Genomic DNA, 25,451 nt, shown 5'->3' with positions numbered 1-25,451 from the left:
ACTATTTGGTAACCACCATGAACGCTCAAAACTACGGATCAAATCAAGCTAATTAGGGCTGGTTAGGGGCACAAATATCGATAGCTAATCGCAGGTATTTAATGGACTTGCTCGGTTGCGAGTTAGGGAACTGAACCCGCGTCCAGCCCCACCACCAAACTAGGGTTTTAGCAAACCCAAAGAAGACCGAAAAAGCCTGTAATTCCAACGAGTTACGGGCTTTTTTGTGCCTATAAGGTTTTAGGAGCCACCAAAACATCCTACTTTTTTAGCGGTACGCTTAGTCGTACCATGGTAGTACAGCTATAAACGGTACTACTAAAATGGCGAGAACAACCAAACCCCTAACCAACACAGAAGTTAAGCAAGCCAAAGCCAAAGAAAAGGTTTATACGCTATCAGATGGCGGCGGCTTACAGCTTAGAGTTAAGCCCAATGGCTCGAAGCTATGGTTGTTCGATTACTACCGGCCATTCACTAAAAAGCGTACCAGCCTAAGCTTTGGCAGCTACCCTAAAATTTCCATTGCGGAAGCTCGCGGTAAACGACAAGCCGCGCGCGAACTACTAGCTAAAGATACCGACCCCAAAGAACACCGCGACGAACAAATCCTGATTAACGAAACATCTCACAGCAATACCCTGCAGCACGTGGCTAGCCAGTGGCTTGAAGTAAAGAAATCCAAAGTATCCGCGAACCACGCTCTAGATACATGGCGCTCCCTCGAAGGTCATATATTTCCCGACCTCGGCAAACTTCCAATTCATAAGATTACCGCCGTAAAGGCAATTGAAACCATTAAGCCCATTGCCGCTAAAGGTCATTTAGAAACGGTGAAACGATTCTGCCAAAGGCTAAATGAAGTCATGGTACATGCAGTTAATATCGTTAACATGGGTGTCCGATTATTTCGCTGACTGGAGCACGCCAGCTGACCTTAAGCAGGACTTCAGAAATGACAGCATCCTCAAAGATGGACGTGCGGTTTTCAATATTGCAGGGAATAAGTATCGATTGGTCGTTTGGATCAACTACGCCTATCTGTTAACGCCAATGTAAAAATGACCCACTAACGCCAAACGAAAATTGACCCACCTGAGGCACTATAGCCGCCGGATTAATAGCTAGGCGGTGACATGATTACTCAGGAGATATTAGTGGATATTCACGTATTACATAGGCAAGGGCTTGGCATTCGCGCGATTGCAAAAAAGCTCAACCTTTCCAGAAATACCGTGCGAAGCTACCTTCGTGCACCAGCTAAAACACCAACATATTCGGAGCGAGAGCAGCGCCCTTCGATCCTAGATCCTTACAAGCCGTATTTGCTCGAACGTATTGAGGCCGCTAAGCCGCACTGGATACCTGCGACTGTTTTGCATAGAGAGATTCGTGAACGAGGGTACACGGGTGGCGTATCAACGATTAAGGTGTTTGTACGTGCATTCAAGTCCTCGGTTAACGACCCAGTCGTGCGCTTCGAAACCGAACCTGGGGAGCAAATGCAAGTCGACTTTACGATCATTCGCCGAGGCCGAAATGCGCTTAAAGCCTTCGTCGCTACAATGGGGTTCAGCCGAGGTACTTACGTAAAGTTTACTAGTTCTGAAAATCAGCAAGATTGGCTTGAAGGCATCAAGGGTGCGCTAGAATACTTTGGTGGTGTACCAAAGGAGATACTCTTCGATAACGCCAAGTCCATCATGATTCAGCGCGATGCGTACGGCAACGGTAAGCACCAATGGAATGCTCAATGACTAGATCAGGCAAACACCTATGGTTACCGACCTCGGGCTTGCCGACCGTACAGAGCTAAAACCAAAGGTAAGGTTGAACGCTTCAACTCTTATCTTAAGCAGTGTTTTGTCACACCGTTGTCTGCCACATTAAAGCAAGCTGGCCTGACTCTGAATGTTGAGGCCGCAAATGCCCATATAGGCACTTGGCTAAATGACGTAGCTCATCAGCGGACGCACGGCACAACTAATGTTAAACCCCAAATACGTATGGATAAAGAGCTGCAATATCTACAGCCGCTGCCATCTGAATACAAGACAGTAGATTCACCGGTTATTACAACTATACGACCACTTCCGGTAGAAAGCTTCCAGCACCCGCTGGACGTCTACGATCAACTGCTTGAGGTGGCTCAATGAACATTCAACACGAACGCATACGCAGTGCTTGCACGCAGCTAAAGTTGGAATCAATGGCCAGAGAGTGGTCGGCGCTAGCCGATAAAGCCAGCTCAACTGAGCAAACCCTAGCAGACTTCTTTGAGCAATTACTGCGCACCGAGCTAGATGCAAAAGCTGAACGTACGCAAGCGACATTACTAAAGTTTGCTGGTTTGCCAGCCCAAAAGCGCATAGAAGATTACGACTTTAAGTTTGCCTCAGGAGCCCCCAAAAAACAGATTCAGGAACTTGCTGGATTAGGTTTTTTAGAGCGGACAGAGAATGTGGTGTTACTTGGTCCAAGTGGTGTAGGAAAGAGCCATCTTGCAATCGCTTTGGCCTATAAAGCCATTTTGACGGGTCACAAAACGCGCTTTATAACCGCTGCCGACTTAATGTTGCAGCTTTCCACAGCAAAAGCGCAAGGCCGACTTGATGGTTATCTTAAGCGAAATATTATTGGGCCGAAATTAATGATCATTGATGAGATTGGCTATCTACCCTTTGGGCGAGAGGAGGCGAATTTATTCTTCAATGTCATAGCAAAACGTTACGAAAAAGGCAGCATTATCGTCACCAGCAATCTGCCGTTCTCACAATGGTCAAATGCCTTTGCTGACGATACAACACTAACCGCAGCACTACTCGATCGGCTACTGCATCACGCACACATTGTACAAATATCGGGAGAAAGCTATCGGCTAAAAAACAAAAAGCATGCGGGCATCGCCCCGCCACAATCGATCAATAATTAAACGGGGTGGGTCAGTTTTACTTTGGCGATAATCGGTAAAAGTGGGTCAGTTTTAAGCTGGCGTTGACACCTATCGCGTAGTCTACATTCGGTTTATCGGCACCCATACGCAATATGACAAGATTGATGTACAAACTATTTAAATGCCAGAGGAAACACTATGGACATTAAGCCTATTAAAACTGATGCCGACTACCGAGCGGCATTAAAAGAAGTTGAAAGCCTAATGATGGCTGGCCCTGACACACCAGAAGGTGAAAAGCTTGATGTGATGGTCACGCTTATCGAGGCCTATGAAGCGAAGCATTTTCCAGTGGAATTGCCTGACCCTGTTGAAGCCATCAAGTTTGAGATGGAGCGCAAAGGTTTAACAGTGAAAGACCTTGAACCCATGATTGGTAAGAGTAATCGTGTGTATGAGATTCTCAACCATAAACGTTCGCTCACACTGAAGATGATTTGGAAGCTGCATGAGGGATTAGGTATTCCTGCGGAGTCTCTTATTAAGCCGCCGCAAGCGCGTACCTTATAGCGCAAACTATCAAAGCACTGCAGCGATAGATGCAAGACTCTTTGAGATTGAACAGGAGAAAAAGCGGCGTCTAAATATTAGAGTTGGAGCCTGAAGATTCAGGCCCCGAGCCATAACAGCGATAGCCTAGCGACTACCATTCGATTCACTAGCCGCAGTTTCAGGCATCCATTTTTTACCGGGCCAAAAGAAAAATCCGAGTAACGGATTATTCAAACTTGCCTTTTTTAGAACCTCTTTCGCCTTTTCTTTTTCATCAATATGCTTGTACCAGGTGTATAGCGCTTTTCCCAACAACGGTAATTCATCGTGGAAGCCAGAGGTTTTTTCTATCTCGGAAAGGCGGTACTCGGCAAGGTTAAACCAATTTATCGGCACGGTGGTTTTAATTTTACGTGCAGCCTTTAGAGTATTCACGAGAAAATACTCTGTGTTATAACCAAGACCGTTATTAATAATATCCACCATTTTAGAGTAAAGATACTTAGGATCTTCACCAAGAACCATCAAATTATTAACAGATAGATCGTTCATTGGGTTTTTCTCAATAACTTCTCGGTATACACGCACAGCATCATTGTGACGCCCCATAACGTGGTAAGCACGACCAATCCGTGATAAGCATTCAACGTCGCCGCTTTTTTTGTAAGCCGAACGAAGATATTTTATTGCCTCAAAAGGTGATTCATCCTCAAGGATACGCCCCATTAACATTAAAGCGCCTGCGTTATCCTTGTGAGCATCAGAATAAGATTTTACAATTTCAAATGCCTGCCGAGATTTTCCGGTGCTAAATAAATACTCTACGCGCCGCTCCACAAAATATAAAGATTCCGGGCTTTCTTCTTCACAGAAGTCTAACCATTTAGAATAGAGGCTAGCACTATTATTTTGGTAAAAATAGCCGGTAAAATAACGCAATAAAAAATCAACAACATAGTCGCTATTGATAGCCTCGATTAATTTACATATTTTTTCTTTTACAAATGTCGCACTATCATTTTCTTCAAGCGTTAACCTCAGCCAACTTGAAGTCAGAGCATCAGATATGCACCCATTTTTGATTTGTTGAGAGATAAATCCCCTAATTTCTGTTGATTTCGTACTCTCAAGAGCAGCTAACTTAACTTCGATAAACCATAAATCAGTCGATGATTTCTTCAGTGCTTCGTTAGCCAATTCCAGCACGCGTTTCCAGTCTTCTTTGCCGTTAGCGCATAAAGCTCGCTCGACGAGAATGGCACGATCGTAGTTATATCCGTCGATAACCAGGTCTAGTTGTGACACGGCCTCGTCATATTTACCCTGTTTTTGTAGCAATCGCGCACGTAAAACCTTTTCGCCACAAGGATGTATTTTATTGCGGGATGAATTAAAGGTTGTAAATGCGGTTTCGATACCATCGACGTGTGCAATAAAATCCAGCCAACGCTGAATACAATCGTAATCATATGGGGACAGTTTTGATGCGTAGTGACACCAGTTGGTTACGCTTGCATAATCATTGAGAGATGAAAACACATCGATCAATCCGTTTACTGCCCCCATATGGCTAGGTGCTATATCGAGACAAGAATGATACTGACGAACAGCTTCTTTTTTCATGCCTTTTTTTTCATAAACACAAGCCATACGGTAGTAAGGAGCATAGTATCCCGGCGTGCGATCTATTATTTCCTTATATCGATCTTGAGCTTCGTTGAGAAAACCCGCAAGCTCTCTTAGATAGGCTAGATCGAATGCGATATCGTATCGCCAATGCGTATCGTTTTTGAGTAGTTCTTTTTCCCAATCGTAAAGTATCTGGCACGCGGAAACCGAAAGCGATATTCGTATCGCGGCACGATTAAACGCTAATATCATCAACGTTGTTTTATGCGGAAATTCCGTTGGCAAACTATCTGTTAGTGGTTGTTTTTTTTGTCGATTCTCATTGTCCAAATCGGTCAGCGCAAAATTAATGGCGAGAATATAGGCTTTCTCCCACCACGACAGGTCGAAATGATCTAGCTCTGAGTTCGTTATTAATAATTGCTTTTCATCTTCCGTTGGTAGATGACCGTTGAACCAATTGGCAACAATATTTTTTAGTCGATCACTGTCGCTCGGATGATTGGTTTCGATATTATCAACCGATTGTTCTTTCGGGGTGATATCGTCTTCGCTGTTTGCTTCATTTTGTTCGAAATAGCGTTTGGGGAGCTCTTGCTCTGATAAGCTTTCTCGACCCTGTTCTAAAATATTTTTAGCCAGGTCCTCCCTGTGCTGATTCAAATACCAATCGGCAAGTTTATTGTATGTCCAAGGTATTAGCGGACGCCGGTTAATACAACTTAATATGGCCTGCTCATATGCAAGGCCATCTTCTCCTTCGCCTAAAATGTCGGCGAGCTCTTCTTCTAACTCAAAGATATCCGGATATTCGGATATCTGAGAGCGAACACTAGCTACTTTTTCTTCGTATGGTTCCTGGTAAGGCGAAATATCTCGAATTCGCCGCCTTACATCATATGATGTTGGCGCAATATCCAAGGCTATTTGTATGCTCTTTTTCGCATCTTCAATATCACCTAATTCTAACTTGGCTTCCGCTTTGTAGCTCCACAAGGCTTCGGTAGAGGCATTTTTAGAAAGCAATATTGAGAGTTTTTCGAGTACAACATCATATTCACGCTTTGAGCGTGCGAGTATAAGGTCGAGATAGGTCCCGAAATATGGTGCAAGGTCGTTTTTTGACTCTCTAAATGAGGTGATCCATTGATAAATAAAATCGCTGTCTTGTGTACCTATTACAGCTTGAATGCGTGAAACTTCATCGAGCAACGGGTCTTCGGCATATTTCTTCATCGCTTGCTGATAGCCTAACGGAGAAAGAAACACACCAAACCCGTATACATCACGCAAATAATTACAGCCGATATCATCATTAATGGCTGTGAAATGTTCCCGAGCTTGTGTTACCTCACCAAGAGAAATCGTGCGCTTCAAGGCAATGAGGTGTTGCGCCTCTGTATGTTTATACGACTCGGGAAGCCAGTCGAGTTTTGATTTCGGCGCTATAGCAATTAGATAATTACCCGAAGCTTTATAGGCCGTATCTAAGTAGGTTTTGTCGGTAAAATACGGTGTTAATGACTCTGGATCGCGAATAAATACGCCACCTAACCCCTCATCATACCCTGCAATCACCTCGACATGGGCGCCGAATAGAGAAGCTGTTGGTCCAATTAACGGTTGCCCCTTATCAATACACGCCTTTACTGCCGTGTATTCAGGGCGCAGATAAATCACATCAAAGCCAATGGATTCCATATGATCTTGCATGCGCCAGATCTCGGTTCCGTTTCGCCCGTGCATATCGCTAAACAGGTCTTGATCAGAAAGAATCTTTCCAAACGCAGAGGCCACCATGGCGACAGTCGTTGGTACGCACATTAACGGCGCCTGCGTCATGATCGGCAGAGCAATTAGTTTTCGATCAGCCTTCAGGTCTGCGTTTACCAATGACTCAAAAATTGGATCGCCGGTTTTCTGTCCGAGCGCTTTTGCTGCCTGCACATCACCGTGCAGCCAATAGAGATTTACCATTGTTTTTTCGATGGCAGATGGTTCTATGTCTGGCCATCGTTGACTCATTGATTCAAGGTGTCGAATCGCCTTACTGATATCACCAATAAAGTAGTAAAACTGTACACAATAACTATCGGCCAAATAAGACTGGCCCTTCATGGTATCCAGCTTAGCAATATCAGATTTTGCTTTTTCCAAATCACCATTGGACAGTAGAGCGCGAATAAGTACGATATTGTTTTCTGCGCACGGATCGATTTCTACTAGAGTTTCCGCGGCTGATACTGCACCGGCCCAATCCCGACGAAATGTATGAGCCAAACTGAAGTGATACCAAGCTTCTCTATGGTGCCTTTTGAGAAGGGGCCTGGATTGATTAATCCAAGTCAAGGATGATGCCATCATTCCTAGCCCAGCTGACACCCGTGCTATAGCCGAATACCAGAGGGCTTCATCATCTGCCGATTTGCAGAGCGGCTTCAAGCTCTCCATCTGATCCAGCAAACCAATAGACCTATTGGAATAGGTAGTAATAAGCAATCGACTAATCTGAATCGATGCACTGTCGGGAAATACCCTTGCTGCAATCCGCAGTAACGCTTGGGCTATAGACGGGCGACCAACAGAATGACAGACATCACGCAGCAAAAAATAGTCGCTCGACTTACGCAGTAACGGTTGCTTTGCTTTTCGAAGCGTTGATATTTGCTTGAATGCGAGCTGGGAATCGCCTTGGATAAACGCCTTACGAATATTTTTTAATGGTCGGGATATACCGGAATATTTTTTGTTAGATTTTATAAGCATAGATGTGCGGCACGAAATTGAATGTATGTGTTAGGAAAAAGGTTACTTATTCACCCATGTGAATAGCACCTCATTGATTGCGAGTGATGAAAAAAAGCGTGTAGCGAAAATTTTTATACGCATAACAATCAGACAACTCAGAGATAAAATACCTCCAATTATTATAACTGCCTATAGTTTCAGACAGAAAGAACTTAGATCAAGACTTTCTATTAAGTCTAAATTTAATGCATTAATTTTAACGATGACAGGGATAGAAACCACCTATACTCATTAGATATTTTGCATCTATTCTCTGGTTCAATATGCAGAGCGAATCCATCGAGCATAAGATAACAAAGCCACGGAATACAAAGCCGAGTTCGCAGATTCATCGTCACCACACGGCATAAAGTCAAATGAGTTTCTACTAACTCCTGACAAAGTGGATTCCAAAGTTCCTGCGTAAGCATAAGCCCGCTTCAGTATTTAAAAGCTCTTGAGGAACTAAATAGGTTGCTATCGTAGGAACCGAACCCGCGTTCCGCCCCACCCAATACGAAACCCCAATGTTCGCAGTTGGGGTTTTTTTATGGCCTGCGATCCGCGATACAGGCCTTGTATGGCAAGAGTTTATGGCCTTCGCACTATACTTAATCTCGGATTTTTCAAGGCGAGTATTATCTGAATTGCCGAATACTCTCTGCGGCTCTCCCGCTAACTCGATGTCGAAGCCCATGACCAGAGAAAATTCAGCCCTTTAAAATCAACACCTTATCGACGGGCGTGGAGAAAGGTTTGTTTACAGCATTGGTAGGCGTGGGTACAACCTACCAAAACAGTGGGTACAAAATAATATGGAAATCAAAGTCTATGACGTATCGCCTACGAATACAGCTGCCGATACGCCCTCACCAATTCTGGCCGATCTACCAACAATTCAAGAATCCGGTCCATCAAACCTTCGAGACTAAAATCAATGTCGAGCCGGTCGGTATATACCGTAACGCGATCGATTAACTGAGTGACAAGCTTCATTTGGTGAGCCGGGAACAACTCTTCTGACAACCCTTCAAGATTCATTAATCGTTTTACAACCAAAGAAAGATCAAAGTCAGAGATTTCAGTTAACGGTTTTGGCAGGTGTGCGAGTAGCTGCTCAGGCGTTGATAGCAGTCGCCTCAGTTTCGACCAAACCTGATCATTCAAGTTTTCTGCCTGTAAACGAGCCAACCCCGATGCTGCCAGCCCCTTCAGCAATTTCGCGCTGTGGAATATAGTAAGCGTACTTTCTACTTTTATAGACCGACGATAATCATGGTGACATGGCTCGGCCATCAGCACCGAACACACGCCCCTCAACATAAAAATTGATCCCTCATCGGATGATACTCGACTTTCGCCACGACGACTGCGGGCATCTAATAGAGTGGCAACTTTGCACCACAAGTCTCGATCAATAATTGGCTTATGCGCGCCTTCTTGCCAAGCGTCACCGTAAAAACTTATCCCAAATAGACTCGGTTTTTCAACCGCGTATAAATTGCATTGCGATTAACAGCCTTGCCACCTTTAAGCTTGCCTGTTCGAGTGCGCCAGCGCTTGGTATTAACACCTCGCGCATTCAAGCCATTAAGAATCGCAGTGACAGATTCTTAATGGGCGTAACGAGTGAAAATCTCCTGCACGATTTTTGATTCCGCTTGATCAACCGCCAAACGATCATTTTTAACAACATAACCTAACGGGCACCATGTACCTTGCCAGCGGCCAGATTCTAAAGTGGCAGCGCGCTATTCTTTTTTTGCTACTCACTGACCAACCAGCTCCCGCTCAAATTTGGCAAAAGAAGTAATGTTGTTCGTCGCCAGCCGAGAGAGATATCCATTTACTGAGCCACAGAAACCACAGGTACATCATGAACGTTTAGCTCCGCAATGATTTGCTGAAAAAATGACGGTAAAAAACTTACTAGAATTTAGAGCGTGCAATAATGTTAATGAACGAATAGTCGCTCGTATATTGTCATCCCTTCGGGAGTAATTTATTCTTGGGCCTCTAAACCTATCACCTGAAAACACCCCACTTTGGTGAAGTTCACAACACACGACATGATCTACGCTATGCTCTGGAGCACTAATTATTTCAAATGTGTAATGATCCGAGCGTACCGCATTTTTAATTTCCGGTGCATGTAAAGAGGCCAACTTACCCCACATAAAATGCTCATATGGCTTAAGCCTTATTTTTTCCGTAAGTGTCTCATAGCTTTTCTGGCCAACATAAGCCGGCTTGTTATATTTTCAATTTGTATAGGCAGCATTTCCCCTCAGAAACAACGCACCTTAACGAATACTTTATTTGTTTGTTTTACGCTCATCTGCCGCATTGGGTAGTTGTGCTACTATACTTCGCGTAACACTGTCACAGCAGCCAAATTACACGTTTCTTACATCCCTAAAAATGGACATAACCCGAATATGGAGAACAGCCATACCGCAACTGATGCAATTAATTTTGGCGAACAAGGTACACGCTCTAGCACGTCCGATATTAGCCAGTTTTTAGTCGATCACCCTATTTTCAGCGGTTGTAAAAAAGAAGATCTTGCTCGCTGTATGGCGCATGCTTCTACAAGAGAAGTTGCCGCTGGGGAAACCCTCTATCGGCAAGGCGCGCCTGCGAACAGCCTATATTTTCTACAGCGTGGGCAGGTTGAACTGACCCTGGAAGAAAACACAATACCGATTGATGGCTTTTTGGGTGAAGAATCGGCAATAGGTATGGACACTTATATATACACGGCTATCGCGAAAACCGAGACAACCGTTATTGAAATGTCGACGGATTTTATTCGTTTACAAATTGCCCACACGCATTTTAAGAAATCCATTATTGACCTATTCCATCAGCGATTGTCTGGGAAACCGGCAATGGCAATAGCGCGCGCGGAAACGTGGCAGCCAACAATAAAAACAAGCACCTTGGTTGGCTGGCTGTTAACTCTCGTGGCACCAGTGGCATTATATTACGGGCTGGATAGCTTTAGATCCGATTCGTCGCTCACCTCTAACGCTATTACCTACGCAGCAATTTTAAGTACCTGCGGAATAATGTGGGTGTTTCGGTTATTGCCCGATTACATTACCGGATTATTTTCCATCTTAAGCGCTGTATTAATGGGTATTAGCCCAGCCAAAACCGCTTTTAGTGGTTTTTCCAGCGACAGCTTTTTTCTGGCAATGAGTATTCTCGGATTAAGCGTGGTTATTAAAACATCCGGTTTGAGCTACCGAACCCTTATAAAGTTATTGCGTATTGGTCCAGCGAGCAAGCTTTGGTATAACCTCAGTTTTTTCTCCATTGGTACTCTGCTAACGCCTTTTATTCCTACCACTAACGGGCGTATAACCATTGTTTCTCCCTTTTTGGCCGAAATGTTATCGAGTGCATCAAAAAAAGTACGAGAAACCGAAGGGCCTAGATTAAAAGCGAGCTTACTGTTTGGCACCTCGTTGCTATCACCCATATTTGTAAGCAGCAAATCCATAAACTTTGTTGTGCTCGGCATGCTGCCCGTACAGGTGCAAGAATCGTTTCAATGGGTTAACTGGTTGCTTGCGTCTATAGTTGTTGGCGTGGTGATTGCCGCTCTATATGCGATTGCCAGCTGGGTTATATTTCGCAATCCTGAAAAATTTGTAATATGTAAGGATGTGATTGCCGAGCAGGACAAACTACTTGGGCCGGTGAACAGCGCTGAATGGTCTGGCTTGCTGGGGTTAACCGTATTATTGCTAGGCCTGATGTTTTCCACTATCCACAAAATCGATATTGCCTGGGTAGCCATGGCAATTATGTTTTATCTGGTGATGTTTGGCTTTTTAGAACAGAAACAATTTCGGGCCGCTATCGACTGGAGTTTTTTGGTTTTTTTGGGTTCCCTAATTGGCATGGTAGCCGTTATTCGCGAAACCCACCTTGATATCTGGTTGATGAACCAAATGGGATTTCTCACGGGGTTAATGGGCAGCAACATGGAGGTGTTTATTCTGGTGCTAGCATTGTCGCTGGCAGCAGTTAGGGTAGTGTTACCCATAAACGCCACAGTGGTTATTTTTGCCACATTATTAATTCCCGTTTCCACCAACCTCACGGTTAACCCTTGGCTTATTGGCTTTCTTATTTTATTGTTTGCAGAAAGTTTTTATCGGCCTTATCAGGCGTCCTATTATCTGTTGTTCCAAGAATTAACAAAAGGGGTGGTACCTGCAGGCGAACAGAAAATGCTGCTACTGAATATTGTTATAACTCTCATTAAATTAATTGCCGTCTATGCCAGCATGCCCTATTGGGCAAGCATGGGGTTACTCTAATGCGACAATCCATACGCACTATCTCCATGCTGTTATTCTTACTTTCAACGTCCGTACTGGTGCTATTAAATAGTGCGAAACAAAAACGTATTTTTATTTTGCATAGTTACAATACAGACTACGCTTGGACGCAACAGGTCAACGCGGGTATCCGAAAAGCAATCGCGGAAAATGCGAATATTGCTTCGAACTACGATGTTCGCTATTACTACATGAATGCTAAAAACATTCCTTTTGAGACGGCAGAAGATGCTCAAGACCCCACCATTCTTGCCAAAAAATCAATAGACCTATACCAACCCGATATCCTTATCGCATTTGATGATATTGCTCAGCAATATGTCGTCGCCCCCTACTACCTGAATAAGCCTGATATGCGCATTGTATTTTCCGGTGTAAATGGTGATATAAACAATTACTGTATGACCGACGAAAGAAAACCGGGGCAGTGCTATAACGATGCGCAAAACGTGCAGGGTACACTCGAAAGAATCCCTGTGGCGAGCGTGGTTGAGGTTATTCGCCTGCTAAAAGGGCGCAACAAAAGCCTTCATGGCAATCATACTCGCGTACATTTCCTTCAAGATGCGTCTGCAACAGCCAAGCAGGATGCAGAATACCTTGCGTCTGTAGAACGTAAGCCCGATTGGAAGGAAGTTGAGTTTAGTCGTTCACCCATTATTGAAACCTTTTCCGAGTGGCAAGAATATGTAGCCGCCATCACAAAAGATAATGCAGATTTTTTGCTGGTGGATGGCTATCGAAAACTCAAGCTAGAGAAACCTGAGGATACAATCGATGGTATGCGGTTATATGCAGACCCCGCCGATGTTGCCGATTGGACGGAACGCAACGCCTCCGTGCCCATTATTGGTTTGAACGGGTTTTCCAGCGAAGATGGCTTTATGTTGTCGGTTGGTGTTTCACCCTATGAGTTGGGGCGTAGAGCCTATCGGCAGGCGGCACAGCCGGAAAGCGATGACGGTGCCAACACAACCACTGAAAAAATCGGTGTATCACACCAGTATCTTGTGGCGGTAAATGCTTGTTCATTAGCGCGGCGAGGCGTTACGTTACCCAACATATTGGAAGTTTTTGCCCGAACAACCGACCAATATTATACGAGAGCCAAAGGATGCCAACACTAAAACCCGCCCAATATTTTTGGTTAGTGGCAATGATAGTTTTAATCGCTGTTTATGCCGCTGCTCTGGTCGAATACCCACTTCTGTTCTCCACAAAAACGCCGGTAAATATTGCCGTTGTGGGGCCAATGACGGTAAAAGGGGCAGAGGGCGACGCAGAGGGTATGCAAAAGGGTAGAATTATGCGGCAAAGCGTTTTGCTTTACCAAAATACCTACAACGCCAATTTGATTGAAGGGCAGCGGCCAATAAAAATCAACGTGTACGATGACCAAAACAACGATAACCCTAGTTTTCTACGCAGTATTATTCAGAACAAGATTGTTGCGGAGGATAATATTGCGGTTATTGGGCACAGGTCTTCAGATGTATCAACTCCTGCAGCAAAAATATACCAGGAGTTTGAAATTCCTGTTGTTGGCGGCTCAGCCACTGGGCCAGATATAACCGAAAACAATCCATGGTCGTTTCGAGTTGTACCTGACAACAAGGCGCAGGGGAAATCGATAGCACGTTATATTGAAAATTCGGCACTGTTTAGCTTTCCTCTCAAAATCGCAGTAGTGCAAACGCGTGATCCCTATGGGGCTTCGATGATGGACGCTTTTCGTAATGAAATAGAAAGGCAGACAGAAAAGTCGAACAAAATTGATTTAAGTGTTTTTGATATTGCCGTGGGCGACAGTTTTTCCATGGATGATGCCTACCAATTTGCACAACACTTACAACAGTCAAATGACGAAAGTAAACGACCATCCTATCAAATCATATTTTTGGCCACTCACGACAACGAAGGAAAGAAAATAATACGCGCTTTACGTGAGGAAAAAACCACCGAGAATATGATTATTATTGGTGGGGCATCTATTGGCAAACGTGTATTTTCTCAACATTTCAAAAACCTCCCTCGAGAACAGGAACAGCCCGGTTTCTATACAAAAAATTTGTATGCACTTAGCCCTATCGTATTCGACACGGCAGGCGAAACAGGGCTCAATTTTTACAGCCGGTATTTAAAAGCCTATGGTGAAATGCCGGATTCTTCTGCTGCAGCCTATTATGATGCCATTCACACGGTGGTTACTGCGCTCAATAACAGCGATCTAAATCCTGAGGACGGTGTTCAGGCAATGCGCGCTAAACTGAGCGAGGCCTTGCACGACATTAGAACACCGGAAACCTCGGTAGCCGGATTGGCCAATGCCATTTTTTTTGATGAACACGGTAATGTTGTTAGAGAAACGATCCAGATGGGTCAATTTTTGGATGATTCATTTATTTCTACGCCTATTCAAATCGACCTCCAAAATAATGAATATGAAATTAAAAATGTGGTGTATTCAGCATTAGAAATTCTCAATATTTCGAGGGTTTCAATAGCCGATAATTCGTTTACCGCAGACTTTTTACTATGGTTTCGCGGCCCGAAGGGTATTGATTTCGATAATATCGAATTTATTAATGCTATTGATCGCAAACAATTAGACGCCAGCGAATTGGTTGCTCGCTCGAGAGTGTCAAGTATCACCGGGCTAGAGGGCGATGCAGAGATGAAAGTGGAGTATCGGCGTTATGCTGCAACGCGCACCTTTAGCCTTAACCAGCAGCGAGGACGCAGTAATTTTGGCGAATATGTGGCCCGTATAGATTTCAACCACGCAACTTTACCACGACAAAAACTAGTGTATGCGCGGGATATGGAGAACGCCAACAATCAGGCCCTTGCACGAGCGAACTATGGCCTAGACCCAGAGGCATGGACTGTACGGCCCCCGGTTTCGTTTCAAAGCACACTCACAAAGCCAACGTTTGGCGACCCCGCTTTGCTGATGACAGACACAAGAGATTTGAAATTTTCAAAGTTTTCTACCATGGCTATTGTTAACAAAAATAATTTTTCGTTGCGCGGTATTGTGCCCCCCAATTTGGAGAAAATGATTTTTAAATTCAGCCTATTTGGTTGGGTATGTGTGGCATTTTTATTGGCGTGGTTACCGCAAAAACTGTACATACTGAACAGTGTAATCCACGCCTTTATTTTATTGACGCTGGAGCCTCTGCTGCTCGCTTGGGCAACGAAGGTCTCTCATATGGCGCTATTGCTCCCCATATCCACCCTGTTTGATATGTTGTGGTGGTTGTTGTTCGCCGCCACACTCAGTAAAGGGATTAACGTTTATTTATGGGATATTCTAGATAAGGCAGGCTCCGTCTCTGGTCACGCCGAACAACAGCGTATTACGCCTACTATTTTTCGGTCTCTCACCTTCGTAATATGTTATTCGCTAGCAATTTTAGCCATCATTGGCTTTGTCTTTGATAAAGACTTAACCAGCTTACTGGCTACATCAGGCCTTGTTACTTTGATTCTGGGTTTGGCGTTACAACCTAATCTGGTCGACCTCTTCGCTGGGGTCGTACTCAATATTGAGCGCCCGTTTTGCATCGGCGACGAGATAGAGATTGCGGGTGGGGCGTCGGGCGTGGTAAAAAACATCAGTTGGCGTAGCACTTTTTTATTAAATACAGAAGGTTCATTGGTATCCGTACCCAATGGTGAAATTGCGAAATCCACCATCGTGAAACGGCTACAAAAGGATGTTTTACCAACCACTGATGAGGTCGTAGACGACGAACTTAATAAACCTGCCTAACGGGATCCATCAAAGCGGCTAAAAAAGAGCGAGCACCTGAAGTGAATTTGCTCGTCAGAATAACAAACACTATACGGCGATTGTCGCTTAACACATTACAAGCCGACTACGCGAAAATTCAAGCGCTTACTCGACAAGCATACACAGGGACGCGTGCTTTTCTGTGTAGTGAATAAAGGATAAGCTTGTTTTAGTTAAGGCAGGTGTACCTGAATTCAGGCGAGTCACCCAAATTCAGGTACAAAGAAAAATAGAAATAATTAACAAGGGCTTAGCCATTTTTTTCATAAAAGACAATAAACTATTGCCTACTGAAAGGTAAGGCAAGCCCCTTAATTTAGCAAAAATTCCGGCACCCACTCACCATCAGTCAGCGCAAAGAGGCTACCCCCACGAGTTACACAAAATCGCGGCGTACGGTTATTATCCGTTAAGATCTGTGTACAAGCTTTTGGAGCATCAACCGTTTTCTTCCATTTTTTATTGGCTGCACTATATTCGTTAATTTCTAACTGAACACTAAATGCACCCACATCATAGCGTACCGCGCGACCCTCGTTAGGCGAGGTCATAACGACATCAATCGTAGGGTAGGAAGGCTGCGGCATTTTAGTCCAGCTCTCACCGTTATCCATGGAGTAAAACAAGTTTGAGAACATGCCGCCATTTAAAAACGCACTAATCACTTTTCCATCAGGAGAAATATTAAAACCATTAACCTGCTTTGGTGGCGTAATTTTGGCCCATTGATCAGTAGATAAGTCTAAACGCATCAAATCAGTGAAATTGTACAAAATATAGGAATCGGCATTACTCTCAGCATGAAGCGGCATAAAATAATACGTTTGACTTATTTCGTTTTGATGAACCAACTTAATGGATTTCAAGTCGTTTTCAGGCAAGGCGTAAACCAATATATTGGTCAGTAATCTATGCCCCAAATTATTAAATGTAGTCGTCGCCCCCACTACCATCCATCTACCATCAACATAGTCGATATCGTAAAAGACTTGAGCCTCGATAGCGATATCGATTTGCCGCCAATGGCGGCCCATATCCGCACTGTAACGAAGGTGCCCCTTGTCCGTTACCGCGATCAAGGTATTGCCATGTAAGGCAACATCGTTAATTTTTTCCAATGTTCCCGTATCAATTGAATGCCATTCCCCTTGGGTATTTCGCACTCTAATTTGACCCCATTCAGCGCCGAAATATAGATTGCCGTTACTATCCATAGCGGATTCGATGGAAGCAGGAGAAGCAGTAGACCGAGCCAGGTTAAAAAAAGCCTTTAGATCGGTGGTCTCTTTTAATTGTTCATTCAATGATACTTGATTCACTTTACGCTCGTAGGCCGTTAGCGCATCAACAATCAAGCCCAACCCCGTACTTTCATATACACGCTTCATTGGCTCGGGGCGAACTGACATTTCCCACTCTATTACAGAGCCACTTAACCAAGAAGCGTTCTCCCCCATAACCGCCCGAACTTCTGCGTCTAACGAGGCGTGCCGAAAGGGTAAGAACACAAAGTTATCTTCACCTATATCAAACGAAGCGAAAGCACCAAGGTTGGTTAATCGGCCAGCCTCAATTGAGAATGCATCGTAGTCAGTAAGTTTATATTCGCCCATAGCTTTAAAGCGATAGTCACCCGCCGGCAACCAATAACCTAACGAGGCATAATCCGACGCTCTGGGCTGCAAGCTATAACTTTTACCGGTAGCTACTTCGATTACTTCAATGGTCAAACGCTCGGTCTTGGGCAGTGCGATGTAAGCGTAACCGTGAGTAGTAAAAAGTTCTGCCGGTGATTGCGCGATTTGTGTACTAGTGCAACCGGTGAGGATTAAAAGTAGAAGCACTATTCGAACCATTAGACATGTGACCTTAAATTTATTATTCGACAATTGCTAAACTATAAATGAGAGATTGATAAAAATGCAATCAGCACTTTTATGCCTGCCACTAAGCCAAAAGCATTAATCTGTAGTGTGGTTTTTTGAGTGCGGACGTTATTGCTTTTATTAAAGGGCGTATTTTAAATACGCTTAAAATACAAAAAACGTTATACGGCAAGGAAATAACACGACGTGACTATTACTCGCACTGAGTGAACACCACATTAATGACTACAAGACCCTATTGGAAGACTCTGGCCCACCCTATGAGGATGACGATATAAACAATTGGGTTTGCCTCGGGCGAGACGTAGTTGAAGGCGATGAAATAGAGCCCCCTAAAACCCAGTAATTATATCATTAGACGCTTTTCTATTTCGGTAAGACAATAAAAAAGCCCCCAGCGCATTCACCTTGGGGGCCTTATGTAAACGGTAAGGCGTTAGTTAGCTGTACACGCGCCAGTGCTCGCGTTGTATTTACCGGCAATCGATTCACACGTTTCTGCGAGATTACCTGCCGACAACGACGTTGGGGCAGAAAGCTGATTGTTCAGTGTAAAACTGAAATCCGTACCCTGTGTTTGCGCTACGCCATGGCAGCCCATACACCCTCCCATATTAACGGTCTTCTGACGTGGTTTGCTTGGGTCGCCATTTTTGTAAAGCACTACATTATCCACCGTAGGTACGCTGAAATTACCGGTAAAGAACTGAAAGCGCTGGTTAGTTTCAACGACCGCATTGGCCAAGTAGAAATCCTGATCGTCAAAATAAGATGGGTAGAAACCATCACCACGCACTATATCCGATGTTTTTGGCACATCCAAAGCCGGGTGGCCACTTAAATAGTACTTGCCGGTAGTGGCGTTGGCGGGAGCGGAAACCGGCTTGTACTGAACACCCACAAGCTGGTAATTCTTCCACACCGTTGCACTGTTTACCTTATCGGCCTCTAAATTCGCTTTCACCACTGCACTGGCCGGTTTAATCAATTTATTGGCTGGGTATGGTGGTGAGACTAAATTATCTTTGATGGGATACGAACCGGTTTTAGGCCGTGCAAAGTTAGCATGCGGGTTACCGTAGGGAATGCCATATGGATTAACGGCCAGTGCTGCAGAACCCACGTTTGCATAATTAAACTGGCCCGGCGTGTTGTTTTTATGCTCGAAGGTTGTAAAGAGAAAGTGCGGGAACGATTCCGTTTTACGAATAATGTGCACCGCAATCAAGCCAAAAGTGCCGTAAGTATAACAAGGCTCGCCACTATTCCCTTCATAATACAAAGCGGTTTTTGTTAAATATTCACCGCTGGATTTTTCCGTAGCGCTAAGCTTTTTCCAGGCCGTTTTCACTAGAATTGTGCCCTCGTCGCCGGTTTTATTACTGCCAATGGGCAACAATACTTTACCTACTTTGGCTGGGCCGTCCGCGCCACTAACATCGCCAATTTTGTTGTCCAGCGTTGAGGTACACCACAACTGATCCCCCTGAATATGCTCGTAGTAACTTTTGTTTAATTTCACTTCGTAGCGAATGAGGTTGTCTTCGGTGGGATTAGCATCTTTCTGCCACAGTACGGCCAAGCCAATCTCATCGGTTTCGTCCAAGTAATTAAACACGCCACCTGTCGCCGGGGTTCCGGGGCACGCCTTAACCTGAGGATTTGGCCCTGTAGTGGGTGGGGCTTGATTGGTATCCCATGCGGTGGGCGTATTCCAGTAATAATAGTAAGCATCCGATTGCTTGACCGGAGCACCTGAGGTAGTAACGCCATTACACACGTATTGCGCGTCACCAGTGTTGGTTTTAGAGCGGCGAGTCTGAAACAGCTCTCGCTTTTCACGAAACGTATCCCAAACAATCACACTGGAATCACCGTAGGCACTGCCCTTAGGCACACCCCGTTTAAACGGGGCAACGGTTGGGTTTTCTGCGGGCCACGCCAAACTGACAAAGGTATTCCATGCGAAACGCGCCAAGTTTAGTTGGTCCATCGTCGCGCCTGCTGGAAAGTCACACGGCGGTTGCGATTTCGCCCTAATGGCTGTGGAAGGAGATGTATCACAACTACCTGCCGTTGCCGAAGGGCCTGCCATTAATGTTGAACTGATGCCGCACAACAATAACGACGGTAACATAATCTTATTAAACCAATTGCCTCTCATGCTTTTCTCCCTGATAGATACCTTACAAACATTGATAAATATCTGCCAACCAGATGGCTGTGTATTAACGCTGAGACTATACAATTATTGATCGACGGATATATTGCAGGCGCCCAACCCCTCTTTATACAAATACAAGGTTACTTTGGGCACACGCCGTGAAGTGTAGCTATAATATTTTAAACCAATAGACATTAACAAAAATTTTAAGCATTAATCGCGGTTGGTCTGCTCTCGCACGATAGACGCCTTATCTTGATGCCATAATAAAAACAGCCATCGTCTTGTCGTTGATCCCCGGTTACAGCAGCACACATACCCACGTAGTTCGTGGTGGATCAGGCGACTCACACTCGAAAGGAAAACGGGGTAATGGAACAATTCAGCGTTATCAAAGTTATCGATTTTTGTTACGGCCACCGCTTATTCAATTACAACGGTAAGTGTAAGCACCTGCATGGACACAATGGCCGCCTTGAGATAGAAATCACTTCAAATACCGTAGATGAGCTAGGTATGGTGATTGATTTTGGCGAGATTAAACGTATTGCCAAGCAATGGATTGACGACAATATGGATCACAAAATGCTGCTGTTTAAAGATGACCCCTTAGTCTCCGTTTTAAGGGATTGCGAAGAACCGCTCTACCTGATGGACGACAACCCCACCGCCGAAAACATCGCTAAAGAAATATACAAACACCTGCTTTCCCACAACCTTAACGTATCAAAGATGCGCCTATGGGAAACCGAGAATGGTTGCGCCACTTATTGCGGTGAGTAAACATGGAATCTATCGCTGTTTTAAGCAGCGGCGGCATGGACAGCGCAATACTGCTATTTCATCTCGCCCAACAACACAAAGTGACGCCCATATACGTTGCGCAAGGCTTGGCGTGGGAACAACCTGAGCAACACGCCCTGCGGCAATTTGTGGATGCTCTGAATCACCCAAACATTCGCACTCTTGAGATTTTAAATTTTCCGGTAAATCGCCTTTATGGCGATCACTGGAGTGTCAGCGGCGACGGTGTGCCCGCAGCCGACGCCCCTGATGAAATGGTATTTTTGCCCGCAAGGAATGTCTTATTGTTTACGGCGGCTGCCATTTGGTGCCATCAACACGGGGTTAATAAAATTGCCGTTGGTTCACTGGAGGGCAACCCCTTTCCCGATGCCAGCGATGAATTTTTTCAGCAATTATCTTGCCTTTTAAGCACTGCTTTAAGCCATAAAATTGAGATATTGGCGCCCTTTCGACACAAAAAGAAAAATGATTTGATAAAACGCTATAACAGCCTGCCTTTAGGGCTAACGCTAACCTGCAATGCGCCACGCCATCAACAACACTGCGGGGAATGTAATAAATGCTTTGAACGCCAGCAGGCCTTTTTAAAAGTTGGTATTGACGACACGACGCAATACGCTTGCGCAACAATGGTGTGACCATGATACAAAGCGCTGAACAAGAAACCACACTAGCGCAGGTTGCTCTGGTGTCTATGCCCTTCGGCCTGCCTTATATGCCTTCATTGGGTTTATCACTATTAAAATCAGGATTACGTCAGCGCCACATAAACGCAGACCTGCACTATTTGAATCTGGAGTTCACCCAAGCGATTGGCTATACATTTTACCAGCGTATTGCCCATGGCGGCGCTAGCCATCTTGGCGACTGGATATTCTATCGCGCGCTGTATGGCGAACCCTCGCAGGAATTAACCGACACTTTTTGGCGTTTGGCATTCCCTGATAACAAGCCAAGAAATATGGCAGCTGACTTCCCAAGTTTGCAGGATACCGTCGCCACGGCTCAATTCGCTGCTGAACAATTTGTTGAACGCCAACTAGAGTGCGTTAACTGGTCGCAATACCGTATCGTTGGTTTCACCAGTATGTTTCAACAAAACATTGCGGCATTGTCTCTGGCACGGCGTATAAAAGAACGGCACCCCACTATTCAGTTAGTGTTTGGCGGCCCCAATGTGGAAAGCGATATGGGGCTAGCGTTAATGCGCTGCTTTCCGTTTATTGATTACGTATTTTCTGGCGAAGCGGATACAACATTTCCGCAATTTATTACGGCGTTGCTGGAAGACGAAACCACACTGGATGAAACACTTCACCAATTTGCAGGAGTCGGCTCACGCCATGCCATAGGCAATAGGGTAAAGCCGCCTAAAAAAACGGGCGACTTTATCAATGATATGGATTCACTACCTTACCCCGACTTCGATGACTTCTTTAACGCATTCAACCTCTATTTTCCCTCGCTAAAACCGCATTTAAATTATGAAACCGCCCGAGGCTGTTGGTGGGGGGCAAAAAGTCACTGTACTTTTTGTGGGCTTAATGGCCTTACCATGGCGTTTCGAAGTAAATCGCCTCAACGAGCGCTCGACGAAATAGCTTACCTGCATGATAAATATATGAAGCCTCAAGGCGTGTTGCTCATGCAACCCGCCGATCAAATATTAGATCTACAATATTTTGGAACATTAATCCCACAACTTGCGGATATTGCGCCCAATATTCCCACCTTTTTTGAAACCAAGGCCAACCTAAATAAATCACAAGTATACGAACTTGCCAACGCTGGTGTACAAATACTGCAACCCGGTATCGAGAGTTTAAACAGCCGTATCCTTACGCTTATGGGGAAAGGCTGTACATTATTGCAAAATGTACAGCTACTAAAATGGTGTTCCCAATATGGTATTTACCCCATTTGGAACATGCTGTATGGGTTCCCCGGTGAAACCCATGAGGACTATCAACAATGCAGCGCATTGGTGCCATTGATTCTACATTTACAACACCCAAAAAAATATTTTGCTATAGAACTGGATCGTTTTAGCCCCTACTTTAATCGGCCGGAAAACTACCAGCTTGGCAATATTCGCCCGCCCGAAATAATGCAGATAATGTACCCTTTTTCCCAACAGAACCAACACGATTTATGCTACACCTTTGATTTTGACTATCACGAAAAAGGCAGCGACGGCGAACCGCGTACGGCGCAAAGTTTTCTCGGTGATTCATTAGAGCGCGTAGCGCAGCAATGGATGAATACCCGGCAGCGCGGTGCTCTACTGGGTTTCACCACGCAAGACAGCGTACTCATTTACGATAGCCGGCCCGATGCCCGCAACCAATGGCTTACGGTGAAAGGCTTATTCAAACAGCTATTGCTGGAAGCAGACAAAATAGTCACCGTGACACGTCTAGCAGAATTCGCGAATAGCCACGCACCCGAGACCGAATTAGGCTCTGATGAACGCGTAGCCGAATTTTTAACCTGTATGCATAGCCACGGATTAATAATACAAGAGAAGCAGCGGCTTATTTCTCTGGTGGTACTGCAGACCGACACAGAAACACCTAGCATGGCTTCACTGGCCCCTCACGCCTCTACAACGCTGGTTGAGCAGAGAAACCTTGCGCGCGCGCAAACACACTCTGAGCAACAAGCGTGGCACCACGCTGCCCCTAGCCCAACCAAAGAAATTGCCCGCGATTACGTCGTACTGAATATTGACTTCGAACGGTTTTTTGACGCGCAGGCAGGTACATGCGATGTACAGGGTATTTGTGTGGTTGAATCGTTTTGGGGAACAACAAGCTATCGCCTACAAGGGCAACTCTATAAAACTGGGCAGAAGCACCGCATGGAAGCCACGTTAGAGCGGCTAAGTGGTTTCGCGTCGGGTTCTTGTTCGCTATCGGTAGACATAACCAGCAACACTTCTGGTGAACTACAGTACAACGATGGCGCCAACAACACCCTAATACTTAACGCCACACATTGTCACATCGATAATCAGCGCTATAACATCCAAGCACAAGGGTGCGGTTTTCGCTATGCCAGCTTCTTAGCTTCTGGTGAAAGCTTGGGTGGCGCAGAAGCCATTAATTAACACTACCGCAATACAGGCCCATGTACCCAGGCAGCCATGACAATTCGAGTGCCCTTTCCCACCTTGGATACCGTATGAATTTCATGTGCGGGCAAAAAAACCGCATCCCCCTGCTCTAAAGTAACCGCATCGGTTTCGGCTATTGTGAGTACGCCTCCGATAAAATCGGTACTAGCCACTAGCTGTACAATACAGGCTATTTTCGGTGAATCCGGCAAACGATAATCCCTATCTACATGCGGCCGCGACCAATAACCTTCGCCGTAACGTAAAACCCGAAAAGGATCGACAATTCCCGTTATAGTTAATTGCCAGTGTTGCTGATTGATCATCACCGCTTCACGTGCCACCTTGGCATAAACGGATTCCCGTTCGCTTGGCGAAATTTCACAAGTCTCCACTCTCACTTTACCAGGTTCACCATAACGGGATTGATCAAAATAGCGGTAGCCTTTTGCCTGAGCAATAGCGATCAGTGTTTCGCAATCGTCGCTCGAAAAAAAGCCCTTACAAATAGCATGCGAAGGGCTTTTCTGCGTTAGTAACGGAATGGGGTACAGTATTTTTTGCTCTACATAGCTATTGGATACCGTCACGGTGCAGCACAACCGGCAGGAGTATCGTCTGCCGCTCTAGGCATACACACTAAATTCATTATGTTTTCCCCCTTCTTAGAAGCACCTTCTAACGCCGTTAAATTAATGGTTTTAGTTAAGCCTTCCGCTGAATAAAAATACACCTCGTGGGCCAATACAACATCGTCTAATAGCGTAACATTACACTGTAATGGATCTACGTTATCACCTAAAAACGGCAAAAAAGCTCTGCCTCCATCATGGCTTAATTGCCCGATACCGGATGCCCCCAACGCGCCAATATTCCACGGGAAGTTTTTGCATTCGGTGTTAATTGGAATTGCCGTTACTTTCTGCTCGTTACAGGTTTTGTTGTTGTATTTAAAGTTGAAATCTACAGGCACATCCTTGAGATAAGTTGGCCTTAGAATTCTGTAATCTAAATCCACTATTTGAGCTGGCCGCTCACCTTTGAAGATAAAACGATCGGGCGTTACTAAGCCGATAAAAGGATATTGTTTATTATCAGGGCCGCGGTAGGCAGGCGGAGAAGCCACGTAATATTGACTAATAAAATATGGCTTTCCGGAATCCGAAATAGCATGCCCGTAAGGTATATCACCCACCACCTGATTTTTAGTACCCCAACTCACACTGGATTTAAATACGGTGTTATTACAGCCAAATAATGTCACCGGCTGAGGCGGTGTATAGCCCGTAGGTGAATCACCTACGTTCACATTAATCAATCCGGTTTGACCGTACTCTGCACATACTGGTGCCGTTAAGAGCATGCACGCAATAGATACCCATAGAAGATGTTTCATCTTATGTCCTTTTTTTGCCGCTAAACCAACCCTATAAGAATAGGTAAGCAAGCCAACATAGCAAGGAT

The 25,451-nt window shown here is 44.9% G+C and carries 16 protein-coding genes and 1 pseudogene; 11 read left to right on the top strand and 6 right to left on the bottom strand.

Annotated elements, in window-relative coordinates; genetic code table 11:
• The first annotated feature begins 323 nt into the window (after positions 1-323).
• From H5647_RS08180 to H5647_RS08155, 5 genes and pseudogenes are all read left to right on the top strand, one after another.
• Positions 324-917 (top strand): integrase arm-type DNA-binding domain-containing protein, encoded by a 594-nt coding sequence (locus H5647_RS08180; RefSeq protein WP_082087000.1) that lies wholly within the window; start codon positions 324-326, stop codon positions 915-917.
• Positions 859-1,059 carry a type II toxin-antitoxin system HigB family toxin gene (locus H5647_RS22535; protein ID WP_082086999.1) on the top strand — a complete coding sequence of 67 codons (201 nt, stop codon included), beginning with the start codon at positions 859-861 and terminating at the stop codon, positions 1,057-1,059. Before H5647_RS08180 ends, H5647_RS22535 begins: the two co-directional genes overlap by 59 nt.
• Before the next feature lie 77 nt (positions 1,060-1,136).
• Positions 1,137-2,156, top strand: a pseudogene (istA, locus tag H5647_RS08170) (IS21 family transposase).
• Positions 2,153-2,932, top strand: coding sequence for an IS21-like element helper ATPase IstB (gene istB / locus H5647_RS08165; protein WP_045855575.1), 780 nt, complete (start codon positions 2,153-2,155; stop codon positions 2,930-2,932). The pseudogene istA and the gene istB overlap by 4 nt, the downstream one beginning before the upstream one ends.
• A 159-nt stretch (positions 2,933-3,091) precedes the next feature.
• Positions 3,092-3,463: a helix-turn-helix domain-containing protein gene (locus H5647_RS08155; RefSeq protein ID WP_045857755.1), complete on the top strand. Its 372-nt coding sequence runs from the start codon at positions 3,092-3,094 to the stop codon at positions 3,461-3,463.
• 126 nt (positions 3,464-3,589) lie between these two features.
• Here H5647_RS08155 and H5647_RS08150 read toward each other — a convergent pair whose 3' ends face one another.
• Positions 3,590-7,840 (bottom strand): C39 family peptidase, encoded by a 4,251-nt coding sequence (locus H5647_RS08150; protein ID WP_045857753.1) that lies wholly within the window; start codon positions 7,838-7,840, stop codon positions 3,590-3,592.
• Positions 7,841-8,704: 864 nt separating this feature from the next.
• Entirely contained in the window at positions 8,705-9,157 is a 453-nt protein-coding gene (locus tag H5647_RS08145) for a hypothetical protein (protein ID WP_162926334.1), read from the bottom strand.
• Between the two features lie 1,142 nt (positions 9,158-10,299).
• Here H5647_RS08145 and H5647_RS08140 point away from each other — a divergent pair.
• Genes H5647_RS08140 through H5647_RS08130 form a run of 3 tightly spaced genes read left to right on the top strand, consistent with a single transcriptional unit; the run spans position 10,300 to position 15,994 of the window.
• Positions 10,300-12,195, top strand: a complete 1,896-nt coding sequence (locus tag H5647_RS08140) for an SLC13 family permease (protein ID WP_045857745.1) — start codon at positions 10,300-10,302, stop codon at positions 12,193-12,195.
• Positions 12,195-13,343, top strand: coding sequence for an ABC transporter substrate-binding protein (locus H5647_RS08135; RefSeq protein WP_236074831.1), 1,149 nt, complete (start codon positions 12,195-12,197; stop codon positions 13,341-13,343). The genes H5647_RS08140 and H5647_RS08135 overlap by 1 nt, the downstream gene beginning before the upstream one ends.
• Positions 13,331-15,994, top strand: a complete 2,664-nt coding sequence (locus H5647_RS08130; RefSeq protein WP_045857743.1) for an ABC transporter substrate-binding protein — start codon at positions 13,331-13,333, stop codon at positions 15,992-15,994. The genes H5647_RS08135 and H5647_RS08130 overlap by 13 nt, the downstream gene beginning before the upstream one ends.
• A gap of 332 nt (positions 15,995-16,326) precedes the next feature.
• Here the strand turns inward: H5647_RS08130 and H5647_RS08125 are convergent, their stop codons facing one another.
• Positions 16,327-17,871 (bottom strand): beta propeller repeat protein, encoded by a 1,545-nt coding sequence (locus tag H5647_RS08125; protein WP_045857741.1) that lies wholly within the window; start codon positions 17,869-17,871, stop codon positions 16,327-16,329.
• Positions 17,872-18,337: 466 nt separating this feature from the next.
• Positions 18,338-20,065, bottom strand: coding sequence for a hypothetical protein (locus tag H5647_RS08120; RefSeq protein WP_162926332.1), 1,728 nt, complete (start codon positions 20,063-20,065; stop codon positions 18,338-18,340).
• A 372-nt stretch (positions 20,066-20,437) separates the two neighbouring features.
• Between H5647_RS08120 and H5647_RS08115 the strand changes: the two genes are divergently transcribed.
• Genes H5647_RS08115 through H5647_RS08105 form a run of 3 tightly spaced genes read left to right on the top strand, consistent with a single transcriptional unit; the run spans position 20,438 to position 23,981 of the window.
• Positions 20,438-20,848, top strand: coding sequence for a 6-pyruvoyl trahydropterin synthase family protein (locus H5647_RS08115; RefSeq protein ID WP_045857736.1), 411 nt, complete (start codon positions 20,438-20,440; stop codon positions 20,846-20,848).
• Between the two features lie 2 nt (positions 20,849-20,850).
• A complete protein-coding gene (locus H5647_RS08110; RefSeq protein ID WP_045857734.1) occupies positions 20,851-21,510 on the top strand; it encodes a 7-cyano-7-deazaguanine synthase in 660 nt (219 codons plus the stop codon).
• A 2-nt stretch (positions 21,511-21,512) separates the two neighbouring features.
• Entirely contained in the window at positions 21,513-23,981 is a 2,469-nt protein-coding gene (locus tag H5647_RS08105; RefSeq protein WP_045857733.1) for a RiPP maturation radical SAM C-methyltransferase, read from the top strand.
• A gap of 2 nt (positions 23,982-23,983) precedes the next feature.
• Here H5647_RS08105 and H5647_RS08100 read toward each other — a convergent pair whose 3' ends face one another.
• Both H5647_RS08100 and H5647_RS08095 read right to left on the bottom strand, forming a co-directional pair.
• Complete coding sequence (locus H5647_RS08100; RefSeq protein WP_045857732.1) at positions 23,984-24,577, bottom strand: 2OG-Fe(II) oxygenase; 594 nt, start codon at positions 24,575-24,577, stop codon at positions 23,984-23,986.
• Positions 24,574-25,383 carry a hypothetical protein gene (locus H5647_RS08095; RefSeq protein ID WP_162926330.1) on the bottom strand — a complete coding sequence of 270 codons (810 nt, stop codon included), beginning with the start codon at positions 25,381-25,383 and terminating at the stop codon, positions 24,574-24,576. Before H5647_RS08095 ends, H5647_RS08100 begins: the two co-directional genes overlap by 4 nt.
• Between the last annotated feature and the right edge of the window lie 68 nt (positions 25,384-25,451).

Source organism: Teredinibacter purpureus (assembly GCF_014217335.1).
Lineage (GTDB): Bacteria > Pseudomonadota > Gammaproteobacteria > Pseudomonadales > Cellvibrionaceae > Teredinibacter > Teredinibacter purpureus.
The sequence above is the reverse complement of the archived record's forward strand: the minus strand, read 5'-3'. Positions and strand labels throughout refer to the sequence as shown.

Excerpts from the sequence above, each read along its gene's own strand:
- H5647_RS08180 (WP_082087000.1), top strand. The coding sequence starts at position 324 with ATGGCGAGAACAACCAAACCCCTAACCAACACAGAAGTTAAGCAAGCC.
- H5647_RS22535 (WP_082086999.1), top strand. The coding sequence starts at position 859 with ATGAAGTCATGGTACATGCAGTTAATATCGTTAACATGGGTGTCCGAT.
- istB (WP_045855575.1), top strand. The coding sequence starts at position 2,153 with ATGAACATTCAACACGAACGCATACGCAGTGCTTGCACGCAGCTAAAG.
- H5647_RS08155 (WP_045857755.1), top strand. The coding sequence starts at position 3,092 with ATGGACATTAAGCCTATTAAAACTGATGCCGACTACCGAGCGGCATTA.
- H5647_RS08150 (WP_045857753.1), bottom strand. The coding sequence starts at position 7,840 with ATGCTTATAAAATCTAACAAAAAATATTCCGGTATATCCCGACCATTA.
- H5647_RS08145 (WP_162926334.1), bottom strand. The coding sequence starts at position 9,157 with ATGGCCGAGCCATGTCACCATGATTATCGTCGGTCTATAAAAGTAGAA.
- H5647_RS08140 (WP_045857745.1), top strand. The coding sequence starts at position 10,300 with ATGGAGAACAGCCATACCGCAACTGATGCAATTAATTTTGGCGAACAA.
- H5647_RS08135 (WP_236074831.1), top strand. The coding sequence starts at position 12,195 with ATGCGACAATCCATACGCACTATCTCCATGCTGTTATTCTTACTTTCA.
- H5647_RS08130 (WP_045857743.1), top strand. The coding sequence starts at position 13,331 with ATGCCAACACTAAAACCCGCCCAATATTTTTGGTTAGTGGCAATGATA.
- H5647_RS08125 (WP_045857741.1), bottom strand. The coding sequence starts at position 17,871 with ATGGTTCGAATAGTGCTTCTACTTTTAATCCTCACCGGTTGCACTAGT.
- H5647_RS08120 (WP_162926332.1), bottom strand. The coding sequence starts at position 20,065 with ATGAGAGGCAATTGGTTTAATAAGATTATGTTACCGTCGTTATTGTTG.
- H5647_RS08115 (WP_045857736.1), top strand. The coding sequence starts at position 20,438 with ATGGAACAATTCAGCGTTATCAAAGTTATCGATTTTTGTTACGGCCAC.
- H5647_RS08110 (WP_045857734.1), top strand. The coding sequence starts at position 20,851 with ATGGAATCTATCGCTGTTTTAAGCAGCGGCGGCATGGACAGCGCAATA.
- H5647_RS08105 (WP_045857733.1), top strand. The coding sequence starts at position 21,513 with ATGATACAAAGCGCTGAACAAGAAACCACACTAGCGCAGGTTGCTCTG.
- H5647_RS08095 (WP_162926330.1), bottom strand. The coding sequence starts at position 25,383 with ATGAAACATCTTCTATGGGTATCTATTGCGTGCATGCTCTTAACGGCA.